This is a genomic window from Bacillus sp. FSL K6-0042 (assembly GCF_038006685.1).
Classification (GTDB): Bacteria; Bacillota; Bacilli; order Bacillales; family Bacillaceae_G; genus Bacillus_A; species Bacillus_A pseudomycoides.
In genome coordinates, this window is sequence record NZ_JBBOVS010000001.1 from 2597476 (window position 1) to 2621836 (window position 24361).

19 protein-coding genes and 1 pseudogene are annotated in these 24361 nt (G+C 34.7%); 6 read left to right on the forward strand and 14 right to left on the reverse strand.

All coding sequences use genetic code 11. The features are described from left to right. Nucleotides 1-232: 232 nt before the first annotated feature. The 3 genes from MHH45_RS13325 to fdhF all read right to left on the reverse strand — a co-directional run bounded on the left by MHH45_RS13325 (nucleotide 233) and on the right by fdhF (nucleotide 5746). Nucleotides 233-2104, reverse strand: coding sequence for a glycerophosphoryl diester phosphodiesterase membrane domain-containing protein (locus MHH45_RS13325; RefSeq protein WP_016113062.1), 1872 nt, complete (start codon nucleotides 2102-2104; stop codon nucleotides 233-235). Nucleotides 2105-2308: 204 nt separating this feature from the next. Beyond that, nucleotides 2309-2791 carry a DUF1641 domain-containing protein gene (locus MHH45_RS13330; RefSeq protein WP_016113061.1) on the reverse strand — a complete coding sequence of 161 codons (483 nt, stop codon included), beginning with the start codon at nucleotides 2789-2791 and terminating at the stop codon, nucleotides 2309-2311. A 12-nt stretch (nucleotides 2792-2803) separates the two neighbouring features. Then, complete coding sequence (gene fdhF / locus MHH45_RS13335; RefSeq protein ID WP_016113060.1) at nucleotides 2804-5746, reverse strand: formate dehydrogenase subunit alpha; 2943 nt, start codon at nucleotides 5744-5746, stop codon at nucleotides 2804-2806. Between the two features lie 461 nt (nucleotides 5747-6207). Here fdhF and fdhD point away from each other — a divergent pair, with 461 nt between their 5' ends. Beyond that, nucleotides 6208-7017 (forward strand): formate dehydrogenase accessory sulfurtransferase FdhD, encoded by an 810-nt coding sequence (fdhD, locus tag MHH45_RS13340; RefSeq protein WP_016113059.1) that lies wholly within the window; start codon nucleotides 6208-6210, stop codon nucleotides 7015-7017. A gap of 317 nt (nucleotides 7018-7334) precedes the next feature. Continuing rightward, nucleotides 7335-7841: a GNAT family N-acetyltransferase gene (locus tag MHH45_RS13345; RefSeq protein WP_016113058.1), complete on the forward strand. Its 507-nt coding sequence runs from the start codon at nucleotides 7335-7337 to the stop codon at nucleotides 7839-7841. A 573-nt stretch (nucleotides 7842-8414) separates the two neighbouring features. Here the strand turns inward: MHH45_RS13345 and MHH45_RS13350 are convergent. Then, nucleotides 8415-8537 carry a hypothetical protein gene (locus MHH45_RS13350; RefSeq protein ID WP_077294981.1) on the reverse strand — a complete coding sequence of 41 codons (123 nt, stop codon included), beginning with the start codon at nucleotides 8535-8537 and terminating at the stop codon, nucleotides 8415-8417. Between the two features lie 337 nt (nucleotides 8538-8874). On the opposite strand from MHH45_RS13350, the gene MHH45_RS13355 reads away from it, so the two are divergent. The 3 genes from MHH45_RS13355 to MHH45_RS13365 all read left to right on the forward strand — a co-directional run bounded on the left by MHH45_RS13355 (nucleotide 8875) and on the right by MHH45_RS13365 (nucleotide 11791). Further along, entirely contained in the window at nucleotides 8875-9546 is a 672-nt protein-coding gene (locus tag MHH45_RS13355) for a response regulator transcription factor (protein ID WP_016113056.1), read from the forward strand. Between the two features lie 164 nt (nucleotides 9547-9710). Continuing rightward, a complete protein-coding gene (locus MHH45_RS13360) occupies nucleotides 9711-11087 on the forward strand; it encodes a sensor histidine kinase (protein ID WP_016113055.1) in 1377 nt (458 codons plus the stop codon). A gap of 191 nt (nucleotides 11088-11278) precedes the next feature. Beyond that, the gene (locus MHH45_RS13365; protein WP_016113054.1) at nucleotides 11279-11791 is read left to right on the forward strand and encodes a GNAT family N-acetyltransferase; all 513 of its coding nucleotides are present in this window, start codon (nucleotides 11279-11281) and stop codon (nucleotides 11789-11791) included. Nucleotides 11792-11831: 40 nt separating this feature from the next. Here MHH45_RS13365 and MHH45_RS13370 read toward each other — a convergent pair. Beyond that, a pseudogene (locus tag MHH45_RS13370) lies at nucleotides 11832-12194 on the reverse strand (PLP-dependent aminotransferase family protein); the annotation flags it as partial. A gap of 125 nt (nucleotides 12195-12319) precedes the next feature. Between MHH45_RS13370 and MHH45_RS13375 the strand changes: the two are divergent. After that, complete coding sequence (locus tag MHH45_RS13375) at nucleotides 12320-12859, forward strand: DUF4871 domain-containing protein (protein ID WP_016113052.1); 540 nt, start codon at nucleotides 12320-12322, stop codon at nucleotides 12857-12859. A 325-nt stretch (nucleotides 12860-13184) separates the two neighbouring features. On the opposite strand, the gene MHH45_RS13380 is transcribed toward MHH45_RS13375, so the two are convergent. From MHH45_RS13380 to MHH45_RS13420, 9 genes are all read right to left on the reverse strand, one after another. Further along, complete coding sequence (locus tag MHH45_RS13380) at nucleotides 13185-14390, reverse strand: NAD(P)-dependent malic enzyme (protein ID WP_016113051.1); 1206 nt, start codon at nucleotides 14388-14390, stop codon at nucleotides 13185-13187. A 68-nt stretch (nucleotides 14391-14458) separates the two neighbouring features. Continuing rightward, nucleotides 14459-15805 (reverse strand): 2-hydroxycarboxylate transporter family protein, encoded by a 1347-nt coding sequence (locus MHH45_RS13385; RefSeq protein WP_016113050.1) that lies wholly within the window; start codon nucleotides 15803-15805, stop codon nucleotides 14459-14461. A 122-nt stretch (nucleotides 15806-15927) separates the two neighbouring features. After that, a complete protein-coding gene (locus tag MHH45_RS13390; protein WP_016113049.1) occupies nucleotides 15928-16635 on the reverse strand; it encodes a response regulator in 708 nt (235 codons plus the stop codon). Continuing rightward, a complete protein-coding gene (locus MHH45_RS13395; protein WP_016113048.1) occupies nucleotides 16632-18239 on the reverse strand; it encodes a sensor histidine kinase in 1608 nt (535 codons plus the stop codon). The genes MHH45_RS13390 and MHH45_RS13395 overlap by 4 nt, the downstream gene beginning before the upstream one ends. A gap of 362 nt (nucleotides 18240-18601) precedes the next feature. After that, a complete protein-coding gene (locus MHH45_RS13400) occupies nucleotides 18602-19423 on the reverse strand; it encodes a C39 family peptidase (RefSeq protein WP_170927947.1) in 822 nt (273 codons plus the stop codon). 21 nt (nucleotides 19424-19444) lie between these two features. Continuing rightward, nucleotides 19445-20230 carry a hypothetical protein gene (locus MHH45_RS13405; protein WP_044880782.1) on the reverse strand — a complete coding sequence of 262 codons (786 nt, stop codon included), beginning with the start codon at nucleotides 20228-20230 and terminating at the stop codon, nucleotides 19445-19447. Nucleotides 20231-20525: 295 nt separating this feature from the next. Then, nucleotides 20526-21788 (reverse strand): sensor histidine kinase, encoded by a 1263-nt coding sequence (locus MHH45_RS13410; protein ID WP_016113045.1) that lies wholly within the window; start codon nucleotides 21786-21788, stop codon nucleotides 20526-20528. Next, nucleotides 21785-22456 carry a response regulator transcription factor gene (locus MHH45_RS13415; protein ID WP_016113044.1) on the reverse strand — a complete coding sequence of 224 codons (672 nt, stop codon included), beginning with the start codon at nucleotides 22454-22456 and terminating at the stop codon, nucleotides 21785-21787. The genes MHH45_RS13410 and MHH45_RS13415 overlap by 4 nt, the downstream gene beginning before the upstream one ends. Before the next feature lie 523 nt (nucleotides 22457-22979). Next, nucleotides 22980-24356 carry an ABC transporter substrate-binding protein gene (locus tag MHH45_RS13420; protein ID WP_016113043.1) on the reverse strand — a complete coding sequence of 459 codons (1377 nt, stop codon included), beginning with the start codon at nucleotides 24354-24356 and terminating at the stop codon, nucleotides 22980-22982. Between the last annotated feature and the right edge of the window lie 5 nt (nucleotides 24357-24361).

The window sequence follows — 24361 nt, forward strand, 5'->3', positions numbered from 1 at the left end:
TAACATTTTAGAAGTATATTCTTTTTTATATAAATCCATTTTAAATTTTCAACATATAAATGACTGCTATGAAGAGAAGAAGTTGACTTTACACTCGGTTGTTCTTGGCATGGGATAGGAAAAGAATTTGACCGCTTCTATGCACGGTCGGATGCTCTCGTCCACTTAAAAAGAAAGGTTTTATATCAGTTTTTCTATTTGCACTTATATAGTAAAAAACAGCTACCGATATTTAACCGGCAGCTGGATAACCTATGAATAACTTTGAAAATAAATCTTCCGTTGTTTCTGTAATTTTATCAAACATATCTGTTTCACTTTCTTCTTGCTCTTTCATCATTTTAATGGTTTTTTGTGCATCCACAGGATAGTCTGTAATAATCCCATCGACATTAAGCTTATAATATTTTTTAAAGCTTTCCATATCATTTACAGTCCATACATAAATGGGTTTATTTAATTTTCTTGCTGCTTTTACTAGGCGTTTATTTAACATATATTCTTCTGCCACATAGAAATCAGCCTGAACATATTTTAAATCCGCTCTGCTTGCATATAATATATATCCTACCTTTATATCTGGGTTTGCACGCTTAAATTCTTTAATGAGCGGATAGTGCAATGTTTGAATGACACATTGCTTTTCAAAGTCGTTTTCCTTAATTGTTTTTAATACTTTCTTTACAAAATCCTTTTCATTTCCATGTAGTTTCACTTCTATATTCAGTTTTATCTTGTTTTTTGCAAGCTTAATCATCTCATCAAGTGTACTAATTTTACCCGTAAATCCATCTTGGCTGAGAGTCAGTTTTTGAAGCTCATCCATCGTTAAATCTGATACTTGTACATTCGCATTCGCAAGACGCTTTAATTTCAAATCATGTATTACGGCCAATTGACCATCTTTTGTTTGTAATACATCAATTTCAGCATACTCTGCTTTTGCATCAATCGCACCTTGTAGGGCCTCTTTCGTATTCTCTACTCCTTTGGAAACATATCCACGATGTGCCATAATAACTGGCTCTTTATATGAATTCGTAATAAACGTCACAATAAAAGCAACAACCATGCCCACGGTGAAAACACCAACAATATATACACCAATAAACTTCAAACGATGCTTTTTAAAAAAACATTTATTCGCTTTTGTTTTGGAATAATCTAAGCCTTCTTCTAATAAAACATCTACAACTGGAACCTTTTGTAAATAAAGTCTTGTCAATGCCATAATATAAAACGGAGTTACAATAAAGCTAAATAAATACAATGTACTCGTCAAAAATACAGATAGAGTAGATTCTGCTAAGAGGGCAAATGTCCCTTTTGGATTCGTAAATTCATATACACCCCATAAAACTAATAAGTACATTCCCATTAATAAAACAAATACAATCCCGATCGAGATAAAAAATCCAATTAAAAAGAACAAGACTTTAAAAAAGCTTCCTTTTACCAAATTTGCACTTTTACGTGCAGCCGTACGAAATGTTTTTTCTTCTAAAACAATAATAGGTAAAACAAAGATCCACCTAAGATTCAAGTATGCAACTACAGCAAAGAAAGCATAGTAACCGACTTGTCCCATTGTCGTTTTAAACAATTCTCCTGTAATAAAATTAGGAATTTGAATTTCAGGAATTAGTGCAGATTTATACCCCATGCTTAACAGAGGTAACAATACAACCGCATACAAAACAAATCCAGGTAAGCAATATGTAAACAGAGAAGGCAAATACGTTACCGTTTTATATAAAATAGGTCGTAATTTCACCTTTTGTCGTTTATGTGCAAAATATGAAATAATAATAAGCACTGCAAACTCCGTAAAAATGAGAAAAAGTGCTAATATCGATAAAATGAAAATAGTTGCGATACCATATGGAGTTTTCAAAAAAGCTAGCAATTCATCGTTTGTCGCATTTGCATAGCCACCAAAATACAACAATTTATTAAAAATAATACCGAATAGCGGTATAAATACAATGGCTGCTAATAATTTATAAACAAGCTGAAACGCCAACACATTCCAAAAAGCAAATTGCACTGTTTGAAAGGAATGTTTCATGACTCCTGGTATAGATAGTCTTTTACGGTGTAGCATAAATCCCTCCAAATTCTAACGCTATATTTGAGATGGATTCCATATTTCTATTTCAAATCCATCTTTTTTATAATAATATATTCCGCTTAATATGAACACTCTTATACATCCCAAAAAGAGTGACAGGCACAACCCCATCACTCTTTCTCATTTTTACCACACTATTGACGGGCAGTAAGACCCCCCACTGATTAAAATTTCACCTTATTTTTTCCCTAATCCTTGTCCAAATGCTTTTAAAAAGCTAAATCCAAAGGTAATCGCTCTATTGATATCAGGATCTTTTAATACTTTAAAGAAGTCCATAACCTTTGTTTTCTTACCCTTTTTTAATTCGTCTGTTGCAAATTGTAATCCTGTAACTAAACTCGATGTCACCTGTTTTGTTACTTCTGGATCAACAGAAGATAGCGCTTCTCCTGCCCCCATCATATTATTTAATGCATTTTTTACCGGTTCACGATTTAATTGCTGGGCAGCAATTTTAGAAACATCTTCTTTTGCAGCAAGCAAACTAATTGCTGCATCTAATATGCCAGCTTGTTGCAACTGTGCTAACAATTGCATCGTCTCTTCTACCGCTTCACGATTCTCAGCTAATTGGGTTAGCAGTTCATCTGATAACTGTTGTTTCTTTTCTGCTTCTGTAATGACCTTTTTCTGAATCAATGTAATTTCTTTTGCCACGTTCTTCGCCCCCTAGTTCTGATCCACAAGTGATACGTACTGCTTTCTCTGCCATTTCTGCTGAATTTCAACACCATTTTGCGGATGACGCTTTTTATCTCTTGGGTTTGAAGCAGGAAGTGGACGATTTCCTTTTTCACGTAGTACACGCATTTTCACCATCGTTTGTTTATAAGCCGGTGTACACGTATATAGGTCTGTCGCTGTTCCTGTTAAAATATTAATCGCTTCTTCATTTACTGTCGCATGCATCGGTAAATATAACTCGTTTCCAGTCACACGATCTGTAATAAGTGCCTGTACTTTGATTTTCCCAAACGGTGATGTCAGTTCTACAAGGCCACCATCTTTCACATTCCGCTCAGTAGCAAGCTCAGGTGAAATCTCAACAAACACCTCAGAAATTTTGGATAGAATCCCCACTGATTTATTTGTCATATTTCCTTCATGGAAATGTTCTAACATACGACCATTATTTAATAATAAATCGTAGTCTTCTGGCGCTACAACTGGCGGCACCCATTCATCTAGTGAAAGACGGGCTTTTTTATCAGGGAAATTAAAACCATCGACATATAATAACGGTGTATCACTACCGTCATGACTTCCCCAGCATAAACTGTTCCATCCTTCTAAACGATCATATGTTGCTTGTGAATAGAGCGGCGCAAGTGATGCAATTTCATCCATAATTTCACTTGGGTTCTCATAATTCCAATCCCCACCAAGTGCACGTGCTACTTTTTGTAAAATCCACCAGTCTGGTTTAGAATCACCAAGCGGTTTAATAACTTCATATAAACGTTGAATACGGCGCTCTGTATTTGTAAATGTTCCCTCTTTTTCTAAACTTGGTGCTGCTGGTAAAATAACATCCGCAAAGCGCGCTGTTTTTGATAAGAACATATCTTGAACAACAAGAAAATCAAGATTTGCTAAAATATGCTGTACATGATTTGCATTTGAATCTACTAAAGCCATTTCTTCTCCCATAACATACATACCACGCAATTTTCCTTCTTCTGCTGCAAGTAGCATCGCAATGTTATTTAGCCCTGGCTCTTTCGGAATCGTAGTTCCATATGCTTTTTCAAATTTCGCACGCATTGCATCATCCGATACCGCTTGATAACCTGGAAGCCAGTTTGGTAATGTTGCCATATCACAAGCACCTTGTACGTTATTATGTCCGCGGAGTGGATATGCACCTGCACCCGGGCGACGATAGTTACCTGTTACAAGAAGTAAGTTTGAAATCGCTGCAGATGTTGTACTTCCTCCTGTATTTTGTGTAACACCCATACCCCAAAGTATACAAGTACCATCTGCTTCATATACCATACGAGCCATTTCTTTTAATGTATCTTTAGAAATACCTGTAATACTTTCCGTATAATCAAGTGTATATTTTTCTAACATCTTGCTATATTCATCAAAATTCTTCACATTTTCATCTAAGAATTTTTTATCATACCAATCTTGATCAATAATATATTTTGTCACACCAGCAAGCCATACATAGTCAGTTCCTTGGCGCGGATGAACAAACAGATCAGCACGCTCTGCCATTTCATGTTTGCGAAGGTCCGCTACAATTAGTTTTTGTTCATGTAGCTTGTGAGCACGTTTTACACGTGTTGCAAGTACTGGATGTCCCTCTGTCGGGTTTGCACCGACAACAATGACTAGTCCTGCCTCAGCAATATCTTTCACTGTCCCAGCGTCACCGCCCATACCAACAGTTTTAAATAAACCATCTGTTGCTGGCGATTGGCAGTAACGAGAACAGTTATCCACATTATTTGTTCCATATATTTGACGAGCTAACTTTTGCATTAAATAATTTTCTTCATTCGTTACTTTCGAAGAAGAAATAAAGCCAAATGCATCGCTACCATGTTCCGATTTAATATGTTGCATATTGGACGCAACAACCTCTAAAGCTTCTTCCCATGATGCTTCAACGAACATATCCCCTTGACGAATCAACGGTTTCGTAATACGGTCTTCACTGTTTACAAAGTCCCATCCGAACTTTCCTTTCACACATGTAGAAATTCCGTTTACTGGTGCGTCTGATACAGGTTGTACTTTTAAAATTTGACGATCTTTCGTCCATACTTCGAACGAACAACCTACACCGCAAAATGTACACACTGTTTTCGTTTTATTAATCTTCGTTTCACGCATTGCAGATTCAACTTCTGAAACTGCTAAAATACTACTATATCCAGGCTCTACATCCTTTACAAAATCAATCATCGGATCTAACACATCCGGTTTCAACCCCGTCATAAATCCTGCTTCCCCAAGCATAGATTTTTCCATTAATGCGTTACAAGGACAAACTGTTACACATTGTCCACAACTAACACAAGATGAATCGTTAATACTCACGCCATTATCCCAAATAACACGCGGACGATCTAAGGTCCAATCAATTGATAACGTTTCGTTTACTTGTAAGTTCTGACATACTTCTACACACTGCCCACAAGCGATACATTGGTTTGGATCATAACGGTAAAATGGATGAGTCATGTCCACTTCTTTTGCACTAACTTTCGGTTCATATGGATATTTCTGTTCTTCAATTCCCATCATATGTACCGTATTATGAACTTTACAATTACCGTTATTATTATCACATACTGTACAATACAATAAATGGTTCTCTAATATTCTATCCATTGCTTCCGTTTGTGCTTCTTTAGCACGTGGTGAATTTCTTTCGATATGCATACCATCTTCCAATTTCGTTGAACAAGCACGCAATAGCTTTCCATCTACTTCCACAATACACGTATCACAAGTTTGAATTGGATCCACCTCTGGTACATGACAAATTTGTGGATGTTCTAAATTACTTTCGTTAAATAATTGCAGTATCGTTTCTTCACCAGATGAAAGAAATTCTTTTCCATCTATGGTTACACGAACTGTTTTTTCTGCCATAGTTTCCCCTCTCCTTACAACCAACTGTACAACACAGTTTTGAATCCGTTTTCAAAACTGTGTTGTTATACATATTTTTTGAAACACTCTGTTGAAATCCTATCTTAGAAGTCGATTCTTGATGCTATAAGGTATAAAAAATGACACTATTCTACTACTCTATTATATCTTACATATACAATAATAACCAAATAATATATAGAAACTGAAAAATAAACATAAAACCTGTCTTTTTAGGTGGGAGAGAGCATCCGGCCGTGCATAGAAGCAGTCAGTTCCTTTTCCTGCCCCATGCCAAGTGAAAACAAAGAGAGAAAACAAGTAGCGGTCATCTTTTCTCTTCCTAGCAGCGACTTATATGTCGAAAAATCAAAATGGATTTATATAGATAACAGATGCTTTTATTTTTTCAATGTTTTATGATAAATAGGAAGAAAAATACATATGAAGGGAAAAATACTATGGGGTCTGTCCAAGAAACATGTAAAATGGTACGTTATCAAGCTGGAATATTCCTCGAACAAGAAGATGAAATTGTCACGGAATATCCTGTAACGATTAAATTAAACGGGGAAGAATATGTAACAGTTGTATGCACTCCAAATTATATTGAAGATATGGTAATAGGTTTTTTAATTTCTGAAGGAATTATTGCTTCTTATGAGAACATTGATGAGTTATGGATACAGAAAGACAAAGGGGTTGTCCATGTAAAAACATCACAAATCAATCCACTCTATCAAACGCTATATAACAAACGATATGTCACTTCTTGTTGCGGCAAAAGTAGACAAGGATTTGTTTTTGTAAATGATGCAGCAAAAGCAAAAACTTTACATGATATACATGTAACAATTACTCCAGAAGAATGCTTTCATTTAATGAACTCCTTACAGCAATCTTCCACTACGTTTCGTCAAACAGGCGGGGTTCATAATACCGCCCTGTGCGATCGAAATACCGTTCTCATATCAAGAATGGATATTGGACGACACAACGCATTGGATAAAATATATGGCCATTGTTTACGCAATCATATCCCCATTAAAGGGAAAATTATTGTATTTAGTGGCCGAATCTCATCTGAAATTTTGCTGAAAGTTTCTAAAATCGGTTGCGAAATTGTTCTTTCTAAATCAGCTCCAACAAAATTAGCATTACAGCTCGCTCATGATTTAGGCATTACGGTAGTTGGGTTTATTCGTAATGACTCCTGTAATATTTACACTCATCCAGAACGAGTTGAAGGATATATAATAGAAACAAAATGATTCCTGCTAAAGGAATCATTTTTTAGTTATAAAAATGTACTATATTTATTTGTTGAATAGTTAATAAAGTTAATATATAATTTCATTACATAAAGTGAATCATAAAAAATGCCTGAAGACACATGTCTTCCTCGCATATATCTACTTATTCTTTTACAAATTAAGAAAGAATAAGTACAAAATATGTTTATGAATACACAGTAGATGTTCTATCAATATAATCATCAGACTCTTACGGATTACAATCTCCTGCTTTACATAATAAAGCCGAGGATCTATTTCCCTATAGAGTGAGATAAACTGAGGAGGTTACAGCTATGGAAATTCGCTTATTAACAAAAGAGGATGCAAAAATTTATTTAAAAGTTTGTATGGAAGGATTAAAACAAAATCCAGAAGCCTTTAGTTCTTCTTATGAAGATGTGCTAAAACATGAGGATCCAGTTGCTGCAATGGCAAAACGTTTATCTAATCCTGATAAATATACCCTTGGTGTCTTTAAAGATAACGATTTGATTGGACTCGCGACTTTAGAAACAAAACCATTTATTAAACAAGAACATAAAGCAAAAATCGGCTCTGTTTACGTCTCTCCAAAAGCTCGCGGTCTTGGGGCTGGACGTGCATTAATAAAAGCCATTATTGAAAATGCTCATAAATTACATGTAGAACAACTCATGCTTGATGTTGTCGTTGGAAATGTAGCTGCAAAAAAATTATACGAGTCACTTGGCTTTCAAACATATGGTGTACAAGAACGTTCTTTAAAACACAATGGACAGTATTGGGATGAGGAACATATGGTTTTATTTTTGAATAACTAATCATACAACATATATAAATACAAATTGAAAAACCGACATAAAACCTGTCTTTTTAGATGGAAGAGGGCATCCGCCCATGCCAAGTAAAAGCAAAGAGAGAAAATCACCTTTTGTTCTTTATAATCGTGACTTATATGTTGAAAAACCAAAATATATTTATATAACTTTTCACAAAAGTACCTTTTGTGATAAAGGTGCTTTTTTCTTACAACAATGTAATGTTCCCGTCATCTTATTGAATGGTTCTATTCCCTCCTCTTCGCTATACTAAAAGTACGAAATCACAGCCAAAAGACATGAGAGATGAAAAAATAATAGAAGTAATAGAATGAAATCAGTAATTGGAGGAATAACAGATATGAAACAGCACAAACATCTTATTTTGTTCATTTGTGGTACAATAATCGTCACTTCAGGATTAGCAATTCTTCCTTGGTTTATTGTATAAAGCTTCCGTCATTTTTTGGTTCCTTCCTATACAAAAATCCCCTGTACATAGCATACAGGGGATTTTTACGTACAAATAAAAAAGCTTATTGTTTCTCAAAATAAAACAATGAGCTTTTACATTTATTATAGAATTCCGAAAAATTTATTAGTACATGTCACAATGATTAGCATAGATACGGCAATACACATCACAATAGCATTGCGCTCTTGTTTATCTTTTTGTAAACGTTCTTCTTTTTTACTCACGTGTATAGTCCCCTTTATAACAATAAAAAAAGTGTGAGATAGGAGATTTTCCTTATCCGATGCGAGGTGAATACGAAATTTCTCACTATCTCACATACACAATAGAATGGAATTGTCATTTTATAAATAAAATGACATGACGTTATGTCGCAACATAGGGTATTTTGTGTCGCTACGCTTTCTATTATAAAAAAGAGTTGTGCAAAAGTAGTGCATTTTTTATGTCAATTGCCTTAGTAGAAAAAATACACTACAATTCAATCACGTAAACAGAGTTTTTTATTATTTTCATGTAAACTATACAAAGTAGAATGAATGTTTTGAGGTGCACAAGACTATGATTAAAATCTTATTAGTAGACGATGAAGAACGCATGTTACGATTGTTAGATTTATTTTTGAGCCCACGTGGTTATTTTTGTATGAAAGCCAATTCAGGTATAGAAGCTCTTGAACTAATTCAACAAAAGAACTTCGATATCATTTTATTAGATGTGATGATGCCCAATATGGATGGATGGGATACATGTTATCAAATCCGTCAAATCAGCAATGTTCCAATCATAATGTTAACAGCTCGTAATCAAAACTACGATATGGTAAAAGGACTTACAATGGGAGCCGATGATTATATTACAAAACCTTTTGACGAACAAGTACTAGTTGCACGAATTGAAGCTATACTGCGCCGAACAAAAAAGGATGGTTTTATAAGCTTCAATGGTATTGAATGGGATAAAACCAAACATACTGTCACTGTTTACAACGAGAAAATCCCCCTTACACCTATCGAATTTTCATTACTAGGACTGTTTTTACAAAATACGAACCGAGCATATAGCCGTGATGATTTAATTGAAAAAATATGGGGATATCAAACGGATATTGAATATCGTACTGTCGACTCACATATCCGCAATATCCGTGATAAATTACGAAAAAAAGACTTTCCTGTTGAAAAATACTTAGAAACCATCTATAAAGTGGGATACAAGTGGAAAAGTGAATAAAAACAAATAGTATAGTGAAACTTTGATTAGCAAACATTTTTTATCCCCCTATTCGCTGTACTTTAAGGTAGGGGGCTTACCGTCCGAGAATAGGGGGATAAAAATTTGATAAGTGGTGAGATACCTCCCTCTAGCTATTAATGTGAAATAAAGGTGTGGTAAAAATGAATAAACTTTCCCTCAAGATCGGTACATACTTTTTAATATTAGCTCTATGTATTGAAACAATTGCTTTTGTATCTTTTTATACAAGTTTGTCGAACATGCGTATCGAGGAAGAAAAAGCCGCTCTTTTAGAAAAAGGGAAGCGCTATAGTAATTTTATTTCAAAACGTTATGGTCCACGAGCTTTTGAACATGCTGCAGCAATGGAATCACATTCTAATTCAGATACAAAGTTAGTCATAACAGACACCAATGGGCAAATCCTTTCTTCTTCTGATCCGATAACACCAGAAATGAAAAAGCAACTTGCTTACAAAATACATTGCACTTCAATAGATGGAACTTTGGTTGAGAAAAATTGGAAAACATCGAAATTTATTTCAACAGCAACGCCAATTATCATTCATAAACAAATTACTGGATATGTACATATGTTTTTAGATACCGCATTTTTAGAAAAAATGATTCTTCGCTTAGCACATCAATTTATTATTATCGGTATATTAACTCTTGTTTTAACAACAATTTCTGTATTTATCTTTTCTCGTGTCATTACCGATCCTCTTATAAAAATGAAACGTGCAACAGAAAAAATGTCAAAGCTAAATAAACCGATTAAATTAGGAATTAAACGCAATGATGAACTCGGTAGTTTGGCCAAAACCATTGAAGAATTATCTAGTGAATTAGCCTACATGAAAAAAGAACGAAATGAATTTCTTGCAAGTGTAGCCCACGAACTGCTCACACCTCTCACGTATATGAAAGGTTATGCAAAAGTGGCTAAAAGAGATTCTCTCTCTAAAGAAGAGCGTGAAGAATATTTACAAATTATTGAAGATGAGACAGATAGTGTAACAGAACTCGTTCAAGATTTATTCGATCTTGTTCAGCTAGAACAACATCAATTTATTATAAAAAAACAAAAGATTCCTTTACAGCCTTTTCTAGAACGCATGATTGAAAAAACCAAACCAGCACTTGCTAAAAAGCAAATAAAAATTAAATTTCACTGCACAGATAACCCTAATGTCTGTATGGATGAACGCCGAATGGAACAAGTGATGCTAAATTTATTACACAACGCCTATCAGCATTCTTATGAACAGTCAGTTATTACTGTACAAGCATCGCAAAATGGGAATACTTTTTCTATAAGTGTGCAAGATGAAGGAGAAGGTATTCCACGAGAAGATATTCCGCATATTTTTGATCGTTTTTATCGAGTTGATAAATCAAGAACTCGAGCTACGGGTGGTAAAGGAATCGGCCTAGCTGTTGCAAAAGAAATTGTTGAGTTACACAGCGGCTCCATTCAAGTAAAAAGTGAATTAGGAATGGGCACCGAATTTATTATTAAATTACCAATTGAATAATCTATACGTTAAATCACCAGTAGTATTCTTACTTCAAAACTGCTGGTGATATTATGTTAATAGCTAATATGTATTCGCAAATTATTAGTAAACCCATTAAAATGCTAATGGTACAAGCTGACCTTTTGAAATTATTCTTATTTCAATATAAAATGGAAATACAACTGTGAAAGATTCGGAGGGTGATATAATTGGAAATCCATGTATTAACAAAGCAAGAGGCAGAAATTTACTTAGAACTTCGTGTAGAAGGATTAAAACAAAATCCTGAGGCTTTTAGTTCTTCTTATGAAGATATTATTAATAAAGAATGTCCGATTGAGTATAAAGCACAAAAATTAGCACAGGATGAAAACTATACACTAGGTGCATTTAAAGACGGAAAATTAATCGGAGTTGCAACCCTGGAAACGAAACCATACGTAAAACAAGAGCACAAAGCGAAAATTGGTTCCGTATATGTATCTCCAAAAGCGCGCGGACTTGGAGCTGGAAAAGCACTTATTAAAGAGTGTATTGAACTTGCCAAAACACTAGAAATAGAACAAATTATGCTTGATGTTGTTGTCGGAAACGATGGTGCCAAAAAGCTTTACGAATCATTAGGATTTAAAACCTTCGGTGTACAAGAGCGTTCTTTAAAATATAACGGTCAGTACTGGGATGAAGAGCATATGGTTTTATTCTTAGATGAAGAAAAATAATAAAAAATCCTCACGTATATGAGGATTTTTTTATTATTTTTTACGATAAAAACCATGCTTTATATAACAATTGAATTGCCTCTTCAATCTCTGCCTCTGATAAAATAGCACCCCCAAGTAAAACTGTATTTTTTGGGGCGCTTCCTTCTTCATAGTACGTAGAAACCGGATATATTTTTATATCCTTATCAGATGCCCTCTTTATTAATTCTTCTTCGAACATTCCATTTCGAACCTTTAATAAGATATGTAGGCCAGAATCTTCTCCTATCACTTCCACCTTATTAGAAAAGTACCTTTCTATCGCTGAGACAAGAGCATCCCTCTTTTTTCGATAAACAACTCGCATCTTATGAATATGCTTTTCCCAATGTCCTTCGTTTAAAAACCTTCTAATGATTTCTTATAGTACAAAATGTCAAAAGAGGTCATACTAAACTTATGACCTCTTTTTATGAATTAAAAGGAATTGTCCTGTCTTCTAGCAAATACAATTACACTAACTATGAAAAATAGGAGTGTGGCAAGATGAAAAAAATTGGAACCGTGCTACTTTTCTCCTGTATCATCACTGGCTGTACCTCACTAGGGCAAAATTCCAAGGAACCGATAAAAGAAATAACCGAAATCTCTAAACCTCAAAATAATGCACCTACCTTTTTTCACCTTAGCGTCTTAAAAGATGTTTACTGGCAAGAAAGTCCATCCTTTGTAGAAGGAAAGATGCCGTTAAAAGGCATTGAAGGAAAGATTGCAGTTGCGGATAGTCCTTTCATTGCCAATGAGAAAAATAAACAGATGTGGTTCTTCCTCGATCCGCAAATGCCATCTGGAAAATTATCTATTATTGCTTTAAAACAAGGATCTACAGCACCCACTCCCGTACTCTTTCAAGATGAAACTTCCGAACAAACTTGGACCACTCCTACTCCCATTCATTCAAGTATAAAAGAATTACCTCTTCTTATGTCACTGCCTTCTCCTGGATTATGGGTATTAAATGCGTATATTGACGAGAAATATTATGAACAAATCGTTATTCATGTAGAAGAAAGTGACAAAGCTTAATTTCTTCCTTACAACAATGTAATTCTTATGTCATCTACTTCGATAGTTGTATCTCCCTCTCTCTCTTATACTAAAAATAAGAAATGCAACAACAAACAAGGAGAGATGAGAGATGAAAAAAGTGATGGATGTTGTAGTGGCAATGGTAGAGGTTTTCGTAAATGGAAAGCAAGTTGCAATGGAGTTGAATAAATAATGCAGAGCGAAATATTTATTACTAATAATATAAAACAATAAGCGGGAGTACGATTTCTTTATTGTTTAGATCTCTTATCTCACTAAAAAAGCAGCGCCCTTCTAAGAAGATGGCACTGCTTTTTTATTATTATTTCGAATAACTTGGCATTTTTGTAATTTGCGCTACTCCTGATTCAATTGCTGCTTTTGCTACTGCAGCTGCAACACTTGGGACAACTCTTTTATCTAGCGGATTCGGAATTACATAGTTTTCATTACGTTCTTCATCAGTAATGATGTTAGCGATCCCATATGCTGCAGCTAATTTCATTTCCTCTGTAACATCTGTTGCACGTACATCTAATGCCCCACGGAATATACCAGGAAATGCTAGCACATTATTTACTTGGTTTGGATAATCAGAACGCCCTGTTCCAACTACAGCAGCACCAGCCTTTAGTGCATCCTCTGGGTATATTTCTGGGATTGGATTCGCCATTGCAAACACAATTGGTTTTTCACTCATTGTCTGTACAAGTTCTGTTGTTAACACATTAGGAGCAGATACACCGATAAAAATGTCTGCTTCATGAATCGCTTCTTTTAATGTTCCACGTACATATTCGCGATTTGTTTTCTTTGCAATCTCTATTTGTGCCGGATTCATCCATGATTCATCCTCACAAACAATTCCTTCTAAACTTACTAATGTAATATGCTGCGCTCCAGCTTGTAACAGTAATTTAGCAATTGCTATCCCTGCCGAACCAGCACCATTAATGACAATTTTCACTGCATCCATCTGTTTATTTACAACTTTTAACGCATTAATAATCGCAGCTAAAACAACAATTGCTGTTCCGTGTTGGTCATCATGGAACACCGGAATATTTGTTTCTTCTTTTAAGCGCTTTTCAATTTCAAAACAGCGCGGCGCTGCAATATCTTCTAAATTAATACCTGCAAATGTAGGTTCTAAATTTTTAACAATGGTTACGATTTCATCTACATCAGTCGTTCCAAGACAAAGCGGAAATGCATCTACATTCGCAAACTTTTTAAATAAAATACTTTTTCCTTCCATAACAGGCATAGCTGCTTTCGGGCCAATATCACCTAATCCAAGTACTGCTGTTCCATCTGAAACAACTGCAACCATATTACCGCGCGCTGTATAGTCATAAGCTGTTTCTTCATCTGCAGCGATCGCTTTACAAGACTCAGCCACTCCTGGTGTATATGTCAAACTTAAATCATCTGCTGAATTCACTTCTACTTTACTTGTAATTTCAATTTTCCCTACCAATTCTTTATGAAGTAATAATGAACGTTCATTAATTTGACTTTCTAACATATAAATAAGCTCCTCCTAATTTGACAAGCTAGCTACGTTTTTACATAGCTAGCTTGTATGATAATAATTTACGAAAACATTTTTAATAAAATTGTTGCTGTTACGACCATTGCAGCACCGCCCAAACGCGTTGAAATTTGCGCAAATGGCATTAATTCCATACGATTTGAAGCTGATAAAATCGCAACGTCTCCAGTTCCTCCTAATCCGCTATGGCATCCTGTTACAATCGCAGATTCAACTGGGTACATTTTCATGACTTTCCCAACAAGGAAACCAGTCGTGATCATTGTTAATACTACTGATGCACACACCACAACATATCCAACTGAAAGAACAGCTGCTACATCTTTTAATGGAATATATAACAATCCTAAACCAACCATTAATGGCCACGTTAAGCTTGTCGAAATAAATTTATATAAGTGATATGCACCTTGCTCCATTTTTGCTGGCATTAATTTAAAGTATTTTACAAGTGCTGCTGAAAAGATCATAATGATTGCCCCTGGAATACCAATAAATTTAGAAGCAAATCCACCGAAAATAAAGAACGTACATGCAATTAATAAACCTGCTCCCATTAATGAGAAGTCAATTGGTTTTTCTGTATTTTGTTCTTTTAATAATTCATCTTGATCACCTGTTTTTACCAATGCACCATTACCGCTAAGCTCTGGTTTTTTCTCACCTAAGCGCTTCATGTATCCAGCGCTTACAATCGCAAACATATTTCCGATAACCGCTGCTGGAACAAGCTGAGATACAAATGTTGCTGATGATTGATTTAAAATGTCACTGTAAGCTAAGGAAAGTGGTAAAATACCTTCTCCGATACCACCGCTTACAATTGGTACAATGATAAAGAAGAACGTTCGCTTCATTTCAAATCCAAATAATGATCCAACTAATAATCCAACTGCAATAGAAGCGAGTGTTCCTACAACTAATGGAATAAACATGCGAACAAACCCTTGTACTAACACTTTACGGTTCATTCCTAAAACACTTCCGACTACTAAACAAGAAATATATAAATATAAAAAGTTCGATTTTTTCATTAGCATCGTCGCTGCTTCCATTGAAGCTGGATTCATCCAATTAAAAAACACTAGTAAAGATGGAATAAATAATGAAAGAATTGCTGGTCCACCAATATTTTTTAAAATCGGAATCCTCATCCCAATATCACCTAAGAAAATCCCCATGATCATAATGACTGCAAATCCACCAATCATATCAGCAGGTAACTTGTTATATACAGATGCTCCATAAATAATAGCTGCTAATACGATATATAACGGTAAAGGTATAACACCAATTTTAATATTCATGATTTTTGAAACAAAAGATTTTTGTTCCACCTCTGCTGCTTCCACGGATGATACCGCTTCCACCTTTTTTTGAATCCCCATATAGGCACCCCCTTATATTCTTATCTACAATATTAAAACGCTTTCAATAGTAAAAATAGTTTTTGTAAGTTTTGTAAGTAGTTTTGTAATTAAAAAAAGTATAAGCAGCTTATATAAGCCGCTTATACATACAAACGTATTTTGTTTTCATCGATGCACTTTAATTTACTTACTGGTCTTCCCACATGTTGATAAACCATTTTATTTTCTAAAACTCCAATTTCAGTTAAAAACATTACATACTTTCGAATAGACACCCTTGAAATTCCAACTAATTGAGCCATTTCATCTGTTGTAAATGCTTGTCCATGAAGTGATTCTATTTGCTTCCAAATTAACTGTAATGTTTGTCTTGTTAGCCCTTTTGGCAGCTCTTTATTCACATGAGTTTCTACTTTTTCTTTTTGTAAAATCAACGTATCTAATTCAGACTGGCTAATTTTTTGCTGTTCTTTCATAAAGATAAATTTTTCTCGATATGCGGTTAATGCTTCCTTAAACCTTTCAAATGTAAATGGTTTAATCAAATAATCAACAACCCCATATTGAAGTGCTTTTTTAATACTTCCCATATCATGCACAGCTGAAATCATGATAACATCAATTTCTTTTTCTTGATTCCGAATATGCAGTAGCAATTCAAATCCTGTATCTACAGGCATAAAAATATCAAGCAATATGAAATCTATAGACGATTCCTTTAATATCTCTACTGCTTCTTTCACAGAATTAGCTATATGAACAAGTTCAAACCCTCCTACTTGCTCTAAATAATGCTTATTTAACATCGCTACCATTGGATCATCTTCTACAATCAAAACTTTGATCATGTCCCTATCTCATCCCTACTTTTGTATGGTATTTCAATGGTTATAGTCGTTCCCTTCCCTAACAAAGACTCTACCTGTATATCCCCATTTATTCGCTTTAAACTATCCTTTACAAGATATAAACCATATCCTCGATTTTCTCCTTTTGAGGAATACCCTTTGACAAATAATTTGTCAATTTCTTCTTGCCGGATTCCAACTCCTGTATCTTTGACTGTGATAATCATCTTATCCTGATATTGAATAGAAATATCTACTCGCTTATATTGACAATTTATCACCGCATCTAATGCATTATCAATTAAATTTCCTACAATTGTAATGAGTTCATGAATAATACTTTCATCATATGGCTCTGGTAAGTAAGAATTTTCGCTTACAATGAGTTGTATACTCTTTTCCCTTGCGTAACTAAGTTTACCAAGCATAAATCCTGCAAATACAGGATTTTTTATTTTTCGCATCACACCACCAATTTCATATTGATGCTCCGAGACCATGTTACTAATATAGGTCTCTAATTGTTCATAATGCTTCATATGTGTAAGCCCTAATACAACATGCATCTTATTCATAAACTCATGAGATTGTGCCCTGAGCGCTTCTGCATAAAGTTGAATATCCGTTAATTGTTCTGCTAATTGCCTAATCTCTGTTTTATCACGAAATGTTGCAATAGCACCAACAATTTCTCCTTTAACATATAAAGGAACTCTGTTTGTAACAATGGTAATTCCATAAAGATTTTGTTCCTCATACAATTGTGCTTTCCCCGTTTGTAACACTTCTTTTATACATGAGTTGGGCATATACTTCTCAACATCTTTACCAATAAAATCTTCTTCGAGACCACTTTTCTTAAATAACCGTTTCGCTTCGTTATTAATTAAAGTAACTCTCGCATCTTTATCGACAGCAATAATTCCTTCTTTAACAGATTGTAACATCGTATTCCGTTCTTCTAAAATTTTTGCGATTTCGCTAGGTTCAAGATCAAATAAAATTTTCTTAATATGTCTAGCTAATAAAATAGCACCTATAATTCCAACTAAGATTCCAACACCGATACCGATATAAATAATGTATCTACTCTCTTTTATCCTCTCATGCACATTATCAGCTGAAATTCCGACAGCAACAACCCCCATTTGTTCTCTCGTTTCAGAAAAAACAGGTACAAACACTCGCATAGAGATTCCCAATGTTCCTTCTGCCATTGATACATGTTCTTTTCCTTTTAAGGCTATCCCTTCATCTCCCCCTACAAAGTGATGGCCGATTTTTTGAGGATTTGGGTGAGATTTGCGAATGCCATTCATATCCATGACCACGATAAATTGAACATCTGTATTTTTTAACAACCGATTTGTATACGTTTGAATTTCAGATATATCTTTTCTTCCTGCTAAAGCATCTATTACAAGTGGTGAATTTGCTACAATACGCGCGATTGTTTTTGCTTTTTCAGCTTGACTTTCTTCCGTCGTACGTTCGACATTATGACTAATTAATATATCTGTTACAAGTAAAGAAAGTAAAATAACAGTACACACCAGCAACGTAATCGTTTTCCATAAACTTAACAATTTTTTTCTTTTTCTCATCCCTTTATTGTCTCCCTTATTTCCTCTTTACTACACGCGAAATCTATCTTACTTATTCTTTTTTATGAATACAACACTGAACTTTAATCATGCCTCAGCAAACGGAATTTTACGAGGATTTTATCTCCCACCTATTTTTCTTTATTTTTACTGAATCTTGAGATGAGAATATTACTGTTCGCAAATAGTTAAATAAATTAATAATAAAACGAGAAATATTCATCATTGTTTTTCTCTCCTATCTCCCGATGTATAACGAAACAAAAACAAGAGAAATTCAGTATAAGAAATTATGCTGAGTTCCTCTTGTTTTTGTTAAATATAATCATCACTTTCTCTTCTTAACCCCATTTCTGTCCCATTCACTTTGAATTTTGCACATAACTAATAGCTTGACTTCCCATCTGTACCCATGCCTGTTCAAAGCTTTCGCGTGGAACACTTACACTTGCAGTATCACTAAGCGGATCATGAATATAAACTAACTCCTTATCATAACCAATAAGAAGAATACAATGTTCATTGTACGTAATAGAGACATTACCTGCATCTGTTTCCCATGTATCAAATTCATTTTCATCCAAAGGAGCATATGTTGCATTTGTAATCATAACAACTGGCTTGCCCTCTTTTACAGTTTTATAAATTTCATTTATATTTTCACCTGTTAAATCAACAACTTGATTTGGCAAGTATTTATTTGCTAACTGAAAAAGCGGTTCATGATACACACCATATCCTGATTCAGAAAAAGTATAAATATTCCCTACAAACCCTTCATGTGGATTACCGCGTACACCATCATTTGAAAAGGCAACTTTCTGTATTTCATCTGCCAGCGTCATCTTACCTACAGAAACACCTGCGTACTGTAACATCATGGCTAAGCTAGTTACTTCGCAGCCTCTATCTAACTCTGGTAACTGCTGGATAAAAGGTACATTTTGCAATAATACTTTTTCTTCATCTGCATTCCCCAGCGTCTTTTTCTTTTTTTCTTGCGCAACTGGAATGACAAGCTGATTCTTACCGCTTTCCTTTTGGACAAATTTGTTTGAGACGATTCTCTTTACATTTTCTACACGTTTAGTAACAGGCATTATGCCGCTCCTTTTCATATATACACTACTGATAAATATCCCTAATACAATCAAACATATATACACCTTCCACTTTCGTATCATTCTTCTATCTTCACGTCCTTTTTAATTCGTTAAATACGAATAAAATGCATCCGCATCTGTTTGAACCATAGGTAAAAAGACAAGTTCCTTTCCCTTTTCAGGTTGTTCCTTTTTTATTTTCTCTGTTAACTGCTCGATATTTGTATTTGTACTATCTATGCCAAGATCGTCTGCAATTTGTATTACTTTCTGCTCATTTATTTCTCTTAGCACTTGGTAAATATCTTTACCATATAAATCAATATGAAGTTCTTTTGCTTCGGCCTGAATTTTCCCCTCGTATACTTCTTGTGCCAAATCTTCTATACCTTTTCCTTTTTGAGAAATTCCAAGCTTTTCCGCTTCTTCTTTTACCTTTGTTCCATAAACCTCTTCAGCAACTTCATCTATTTTTTTTCCTTCTTTTGAAACACCGAGTTTATCTGCTTCATCATTTATTTTGATTGTATTAATTTGATTGACTAAATCGACAATGGATGTATTTTCGATCGGTATTCCTAATTTTTTTGCTTCTTGTTTTATTTTTGTTTCATAGATTTCTTCTGAAAGAGCTCCTACATCTTTTCCCTCAGTAGAGATTCCTAACTGTGTCGCTTCTTGATCAACTTCTGTTTCATGAATCTCCTTTTCTAACGTAAGCTGCTCTTTTCCATCCGTTTCAATTCCTAGTTTTTGCGCTTTCTCCTCTGTATAGGCCACATGCGTTTCTCCGTTATTCAGTTGTTCATTACTGCACTGCGAAAAGTTAGTTTTACCTTTTGACGTTGTAGAAGCAGACGCCCCTCCCATTACGCTTAAACTCATCATGCCAATAACAAATAATGACACTATCTTTTTCTTTTCCAAATTCCTTCTCCTCCTTTATGTTTTTCGTACGATCTGCCTTCCATTTTTTCCATATTATCGTAAAAGATACGCTCAATTCGGCTCGTATTAAAATCACTCATGAATATAACTATCTATCCGCAAAAAGAATACAAAGTGATTACTTTTTCTCTCTTTTGTCCTTCTCATTCTGTGTAAACTCTATTATGAAAAATATTTCTTAACTTTCCCTTAACAAAAAGACGACCTTGTAAAAACAAGATCGTCTCTAATTTCTTTATATTCTTTGATTTTTAGGTAAAATTACTTCAAAACAAGTACCTTCATTCATTTTACTCTCTACTTTTATTTTCCCATGATGTTTTTCTACAATCCAGCTGGCAATTGAAAGGCCTAAGCCAGCACCTTCTGCTTTCGTTCTTGCCTTATCTCCTTGATAAAAACGATCAAATAACTTTGGAATCTCTTCTTCTTTTATTCCAATTCCATTGTCTTTTACCTGAATCGTAATTGAACTATTGGTTTGCATGCATGCTACTTGAATCGTTCCACCCACATCAGTATATTTCATCGCATTGTCTAATAAAATTACCACCATTTGATGAATTCGTTCTCTATCACCAATAAAAGATACTTTAGATTCGATTTCCAATGTCATCTTTTTCTCTTGATACGCAGCAATCTCTGCATAAGGCTCTACTACTTCTGTTAATAATTCATCTAATGCAAATTTCTTTTTATCCATTTCAATTTGATTTGAATCCGAACGAGCTAATAATAATAAATTGGCAACGAGCTTCGATAACCTTCTACACTCCTTTGAAATTGTAGAAATATCAATTGCCTTTTCCTCTATCGTAGCGGAAGGAGACTGAAATAGTACATCCGTTTTAGATTGAATGACCGCTAGTGGCGTTCTTAATTCATGAGATGCATCAGAAACAAACTGTTGTTGCTTTTCCCAAGAATTACGAATTGGTACAAGAGCTTTTCCAGCTAAGAAAAATCCCATCCCAATTGCGCATAAACTTCCTATACTGCATCCCGCTATAAGAATTAGTAATAACGTATGCAACATATCCCTTTCTGCTGTTGTATCGCGTACAAATTGAACCGTCATTTGTCCAAATTCAGTATTACGCTGAAAAGCCAACGCTCGAAAACTCTTCCCATTGATTTCAATATCCTGAAAACCCTCTAATTGTTCTGGGAAAAACGCTAAAGCATTTTCTTCAAAAACAGGATCAACAAATTTAGGATTCTTATCTATTAGGGCTACTTTTTTTCCATGCCATAACAGTACAGTAATCCTCGGATCTCCAATACGAATATCCTTAACGGACCCTTTTGGATTAGACTTAGAATGTTTCTTCTCTTTTGCTTTAAACATTTCTAGCGAATTATCTACTCCACTATAAATACGATTATATGTATAGCCATAGATAATACTCCCTAGAACTCCAATTAATATAATAAACACTAATGAATTTAAAATTGTAAGGCGAATGCGGGTTCTTTGAAACATACTCTTATTTTTCATTGTTCTTTTAACATATATCCAATCCCGCGAACGGTTTGAATATCTTTTTGATAACCAAATGGCTCCAACTTTTTTCGTAAATGATGAACATACACTTCAACAATGGCTACCGTTGTATCTGAATCGAATCCCCAAACGCGATCAAAGATTTGTTCACGCATTAAAATCTTTCCACTATTTTGAATGAGGTACTCTAAAAGTTCATATTGCTTTAATGTTAATTTAATTGCTTCTCCATCCACTTGAATATCCTTGTCCTTTCCGAACAACTCGATTCCACGGTAGTTAATGGTTTGCTTTGTTGTTAAATTACCACTTCTTCGTAATAAAGCTCGAATTCTCGCTTTCAGCTCGGGAGCTTGAAATGGCTTTATTAAATAATCATCCCCTCCAAAATCTAATCCTTTCACACGGTCTTCCAAAGAATCTTTAGCAGTCAAAAATAAGACAGGTGTTTCAATTTTGTCATTCCGTATTCTTTGAATTACTTCAAAACCATCTATCACCGGTAACATTACATCAAGAAGTATTACATCATAAATATTTTGTAACGCCAAAAACAAACCGTCTTCTCCATTCATTGCTGTATCAACTTCAAACTCATCACATAAAATTTGTGTAATTGATTCCAATAAAGGTGCATGATCTTCTACAACTAATAAGCGCATCCCACTTTCTCACCTTTCATCAAATATAAAGTGAAACTTTAATCGGTAGTGATTTTCTTCATCCATCACTGATTATTAGTAGCCCGCGAATAGCGGGATAAATAATTACTGTTACCATTTTTCATAATAACAAAAGAGAGCAGCACAACATACTTATCCTTACTTCCAAACGATTTCCAGTCTTGTATCCGAATACTTCACCTTGCCTTGCTCCCTCTAAATCCTACGTACTTATAATAATTATATATCATTGTCTATGTAGACCTGTCATAACATGAATCATTTTCTTGCTCATTTACCATCCGTTTATATATGTACTTTATTATGAAAGCTATTCCTTAACTTTCCCTTAACAAAAGAAGTTTCAAAAAGGAGAATTTGTACCCTTACAACACCGTAATCCTCATGTCACCTAATTCGATAGTTACAAGACTTGCTACCCGCTATACTTAAAGTAAGAAATGAGACAACAAGCAAAGGAAAGATAGGAAAGCCGTATCTTTTTTACAGATACGGCTTTCTTTTATTTTTGATTTGTACGGTTCGAAATACTAATTGCCCGATCTGTTGTTTTTGCTGCTTCATCTAATGCTTCTTTACTATTTTTTCCATCATACATTGCTTCTAGCGCTTTTACAACTGCATCGCGGGATTCAGGAAATACACTAATAAGTGCACCTTGTGTTGCAACAGATGGTTTTGTTGCTTGTAACTGTTCTACCGTTACTTTTAACTGTGGATATTTTTCATATTGTTGTTTTACTAAAGGCTCATTATATGCATCTGGGTTAATAGAGAAATAACCTGTTTCCGTATGCCATTTTGCTTGTACATCTGCTTTTGTTAAGTATTTCATAAAGTCCCAAGCACCTTTTTGTGTTTCTTCTGCGACCATATTCGTCATCCATAGTGATGCACCGCCAATAACAACTCCGTTTTGTTTCACATCTTCTGGATATGGGATATATGCTACTCCTACATTAAATTTAGACGAATCAATCACATTACGAACACCTGCTGAAGAATCTAAATACATCGCAACTTGTCCAGATTGGAATGCGGCACGAACATCATCCCAACTCGCCCCATACTTTCCTAATGTACCAGCTTTATTCAGTTCATCTAATAAACCAAATACTTTTTGTCCTTCTTTTCCGTTAAATACAGCTTTTTTCGCTGCACCTTTACGCCCATTTTCTTTATCAACATATAACCCACCTTGTGTTGCCAAAAGCTCTTCAAAGAACCATCCGTAATTTAACATTGAAAAACCGTACTGTTTTACGCTTTCGCCTTCTTTAACAGTTAATTTTTTTGCTGCTTCTTTTAATTCAGCGTATGTTTTCGGTGCTTTTTCCGGATCGAGCCCCGCTTTTGTAAAGGCATCTTTATTATAAATTAATACTGGTGTAGATGAATTAAATGGCATGGAATACATTTTCCCATCAACTGAATAGTAATTCGTAATCGCTTTTTCTAATTTCGATATATCATATTTATCCTTTTTAATCCAGCTATCAATCGGCGTAATCTTTTTACTATCAATCATATATTTCGTTGTAATTTCGCTAGATTGAACGAGAGCTGGTGATTCTTTTGAAGCTGTTATATTTTTAAACTTCGTTAAAGATTCTTCATAGGAACCTTGAAATTCAGCTTTCACCTCATATTTATTTTGTGACTTATTATAATCTGCAACAATTCCATCCAACACACCTTGCGTTTTTCCACCCATTGCATGCCAAAAGCGAATAACTGTTTTATCTCCATTCTTTTCTGCGGGAGCTACTTTTTCCTTTGCTTCAGATTTCCCCTCTGTTTTACTACTTGAACAAGCTGCAGCTGATAAAGCCATCGTTGCTGCCATTATAATAACAGCACCTTTTTTCCAAAATCTCATCTCAA

Coding starts and splice junctions, on each gene's coding strand:
- MHH45_RS13360 (WP_016113055.1), top strand. CDS start 9,711: ATGAATAAACTTTCCCTCAAGATCGGTACATACTTTTTAATATTAGCT.
- MHH45_RS13385 (WP_016113050.1), bottom strand. CDS start 15,805: ATGGGGATTCAAAAAAAGGTGGAAGCGGTATCATCCGTGGAAGCAGCA.
- MHH45_RS13395 (WP_016113048.1), bottom strand. CDS start 18,239: ATGAGAAAAAGAAAAAAATTGTTAAGTTTATGGAAAACGATTACGTTG.
- MHH45_RS13420 (WP_016113043.1), bottom strand. CDS start 24,356: ATGAGATTTTGGAAAAAAGGTGCTGTTATTATAATGGCAGCAACGATG.
- MHH45_RS13390 (WP_016113049.1), bottom strand. CDS start 16,635: ATGATCAAAGTTTTGATTGTAGAAGATGATCCAATGGTAGCGATGTTA.
- MHH45_RS13400 (WP_170927947.1), bottom strand. CDS start 19,423: ATGATACGAAAGTGGAAGGTGTATATATGTTTGATTGTATTAGGGATA.
- MHH45_RS13355 (WP_016113056.1), top strand. CDS start 8,875: ATGATTAAAATCTTATTAGTAGACGATGAAGAACGCATGTTACGATTG.
- MHH45_RS13345 (WP_016113058.1), top strand. CDS start 7,335: ATGGAAATTCGCTTATTAACAAAAGAGGATGCAAAAATTTATTTAAAA.
- MHH45_RS13405 (WP_044880782.1), bottom strand. CDS start 20,230: ATGATGAGTTTAAGCGTAATGGGAGGGGCGTCTGCTTCTACAACGTCA.
- MHH45_RS13375 (WP_016113052.1), top strand. CDS start 12,320: ATGAAAAAAATTGGAACCGTGCTACTTTTCTCCTGTATCATCACTGGC.
- fdhD (WP_016113059.1), top strand. CDS start 6,208: ATGGGGTCTGTCCAAGAAACATGTAAAATGGTACGTTATCAAGCTGGA.
- MHH45_RS13380 (WP_016113051.1), bottom strand. CDS start 14,390: ATGTTAGAAAGTCAAATTAATGAACGTTCATTATTACTTCATAAAGAA.
- MHH45_RS13410 (WP_016113045.1), bottom strand. CDS start 21,788: ATGAAAAATAAGAGTATGTTTCAAAGAACCCGCATTCGCCTTACAATT.
- fdhF (WP_016113060.1), bottom strand. CDS start 5,746: ATGGCAGAAAAAACAGTTCGTGTAACCATAGATGGAAAAGAATTTCTT.
- MHH45_RS13415 (WP_016113044.1), bottom strand. CDS start 22,456: ATGCGCTTATTAGTTGTAGAAGATCATGCACCTTTATTGGAATCAATT.
- MHH45_RS13325 (WP_016113062.1), bottom strand. CDS start 2,104: ATGCTACACCGTAAAAGACTATCTATACCAGGAGTCATGAAACATTCC.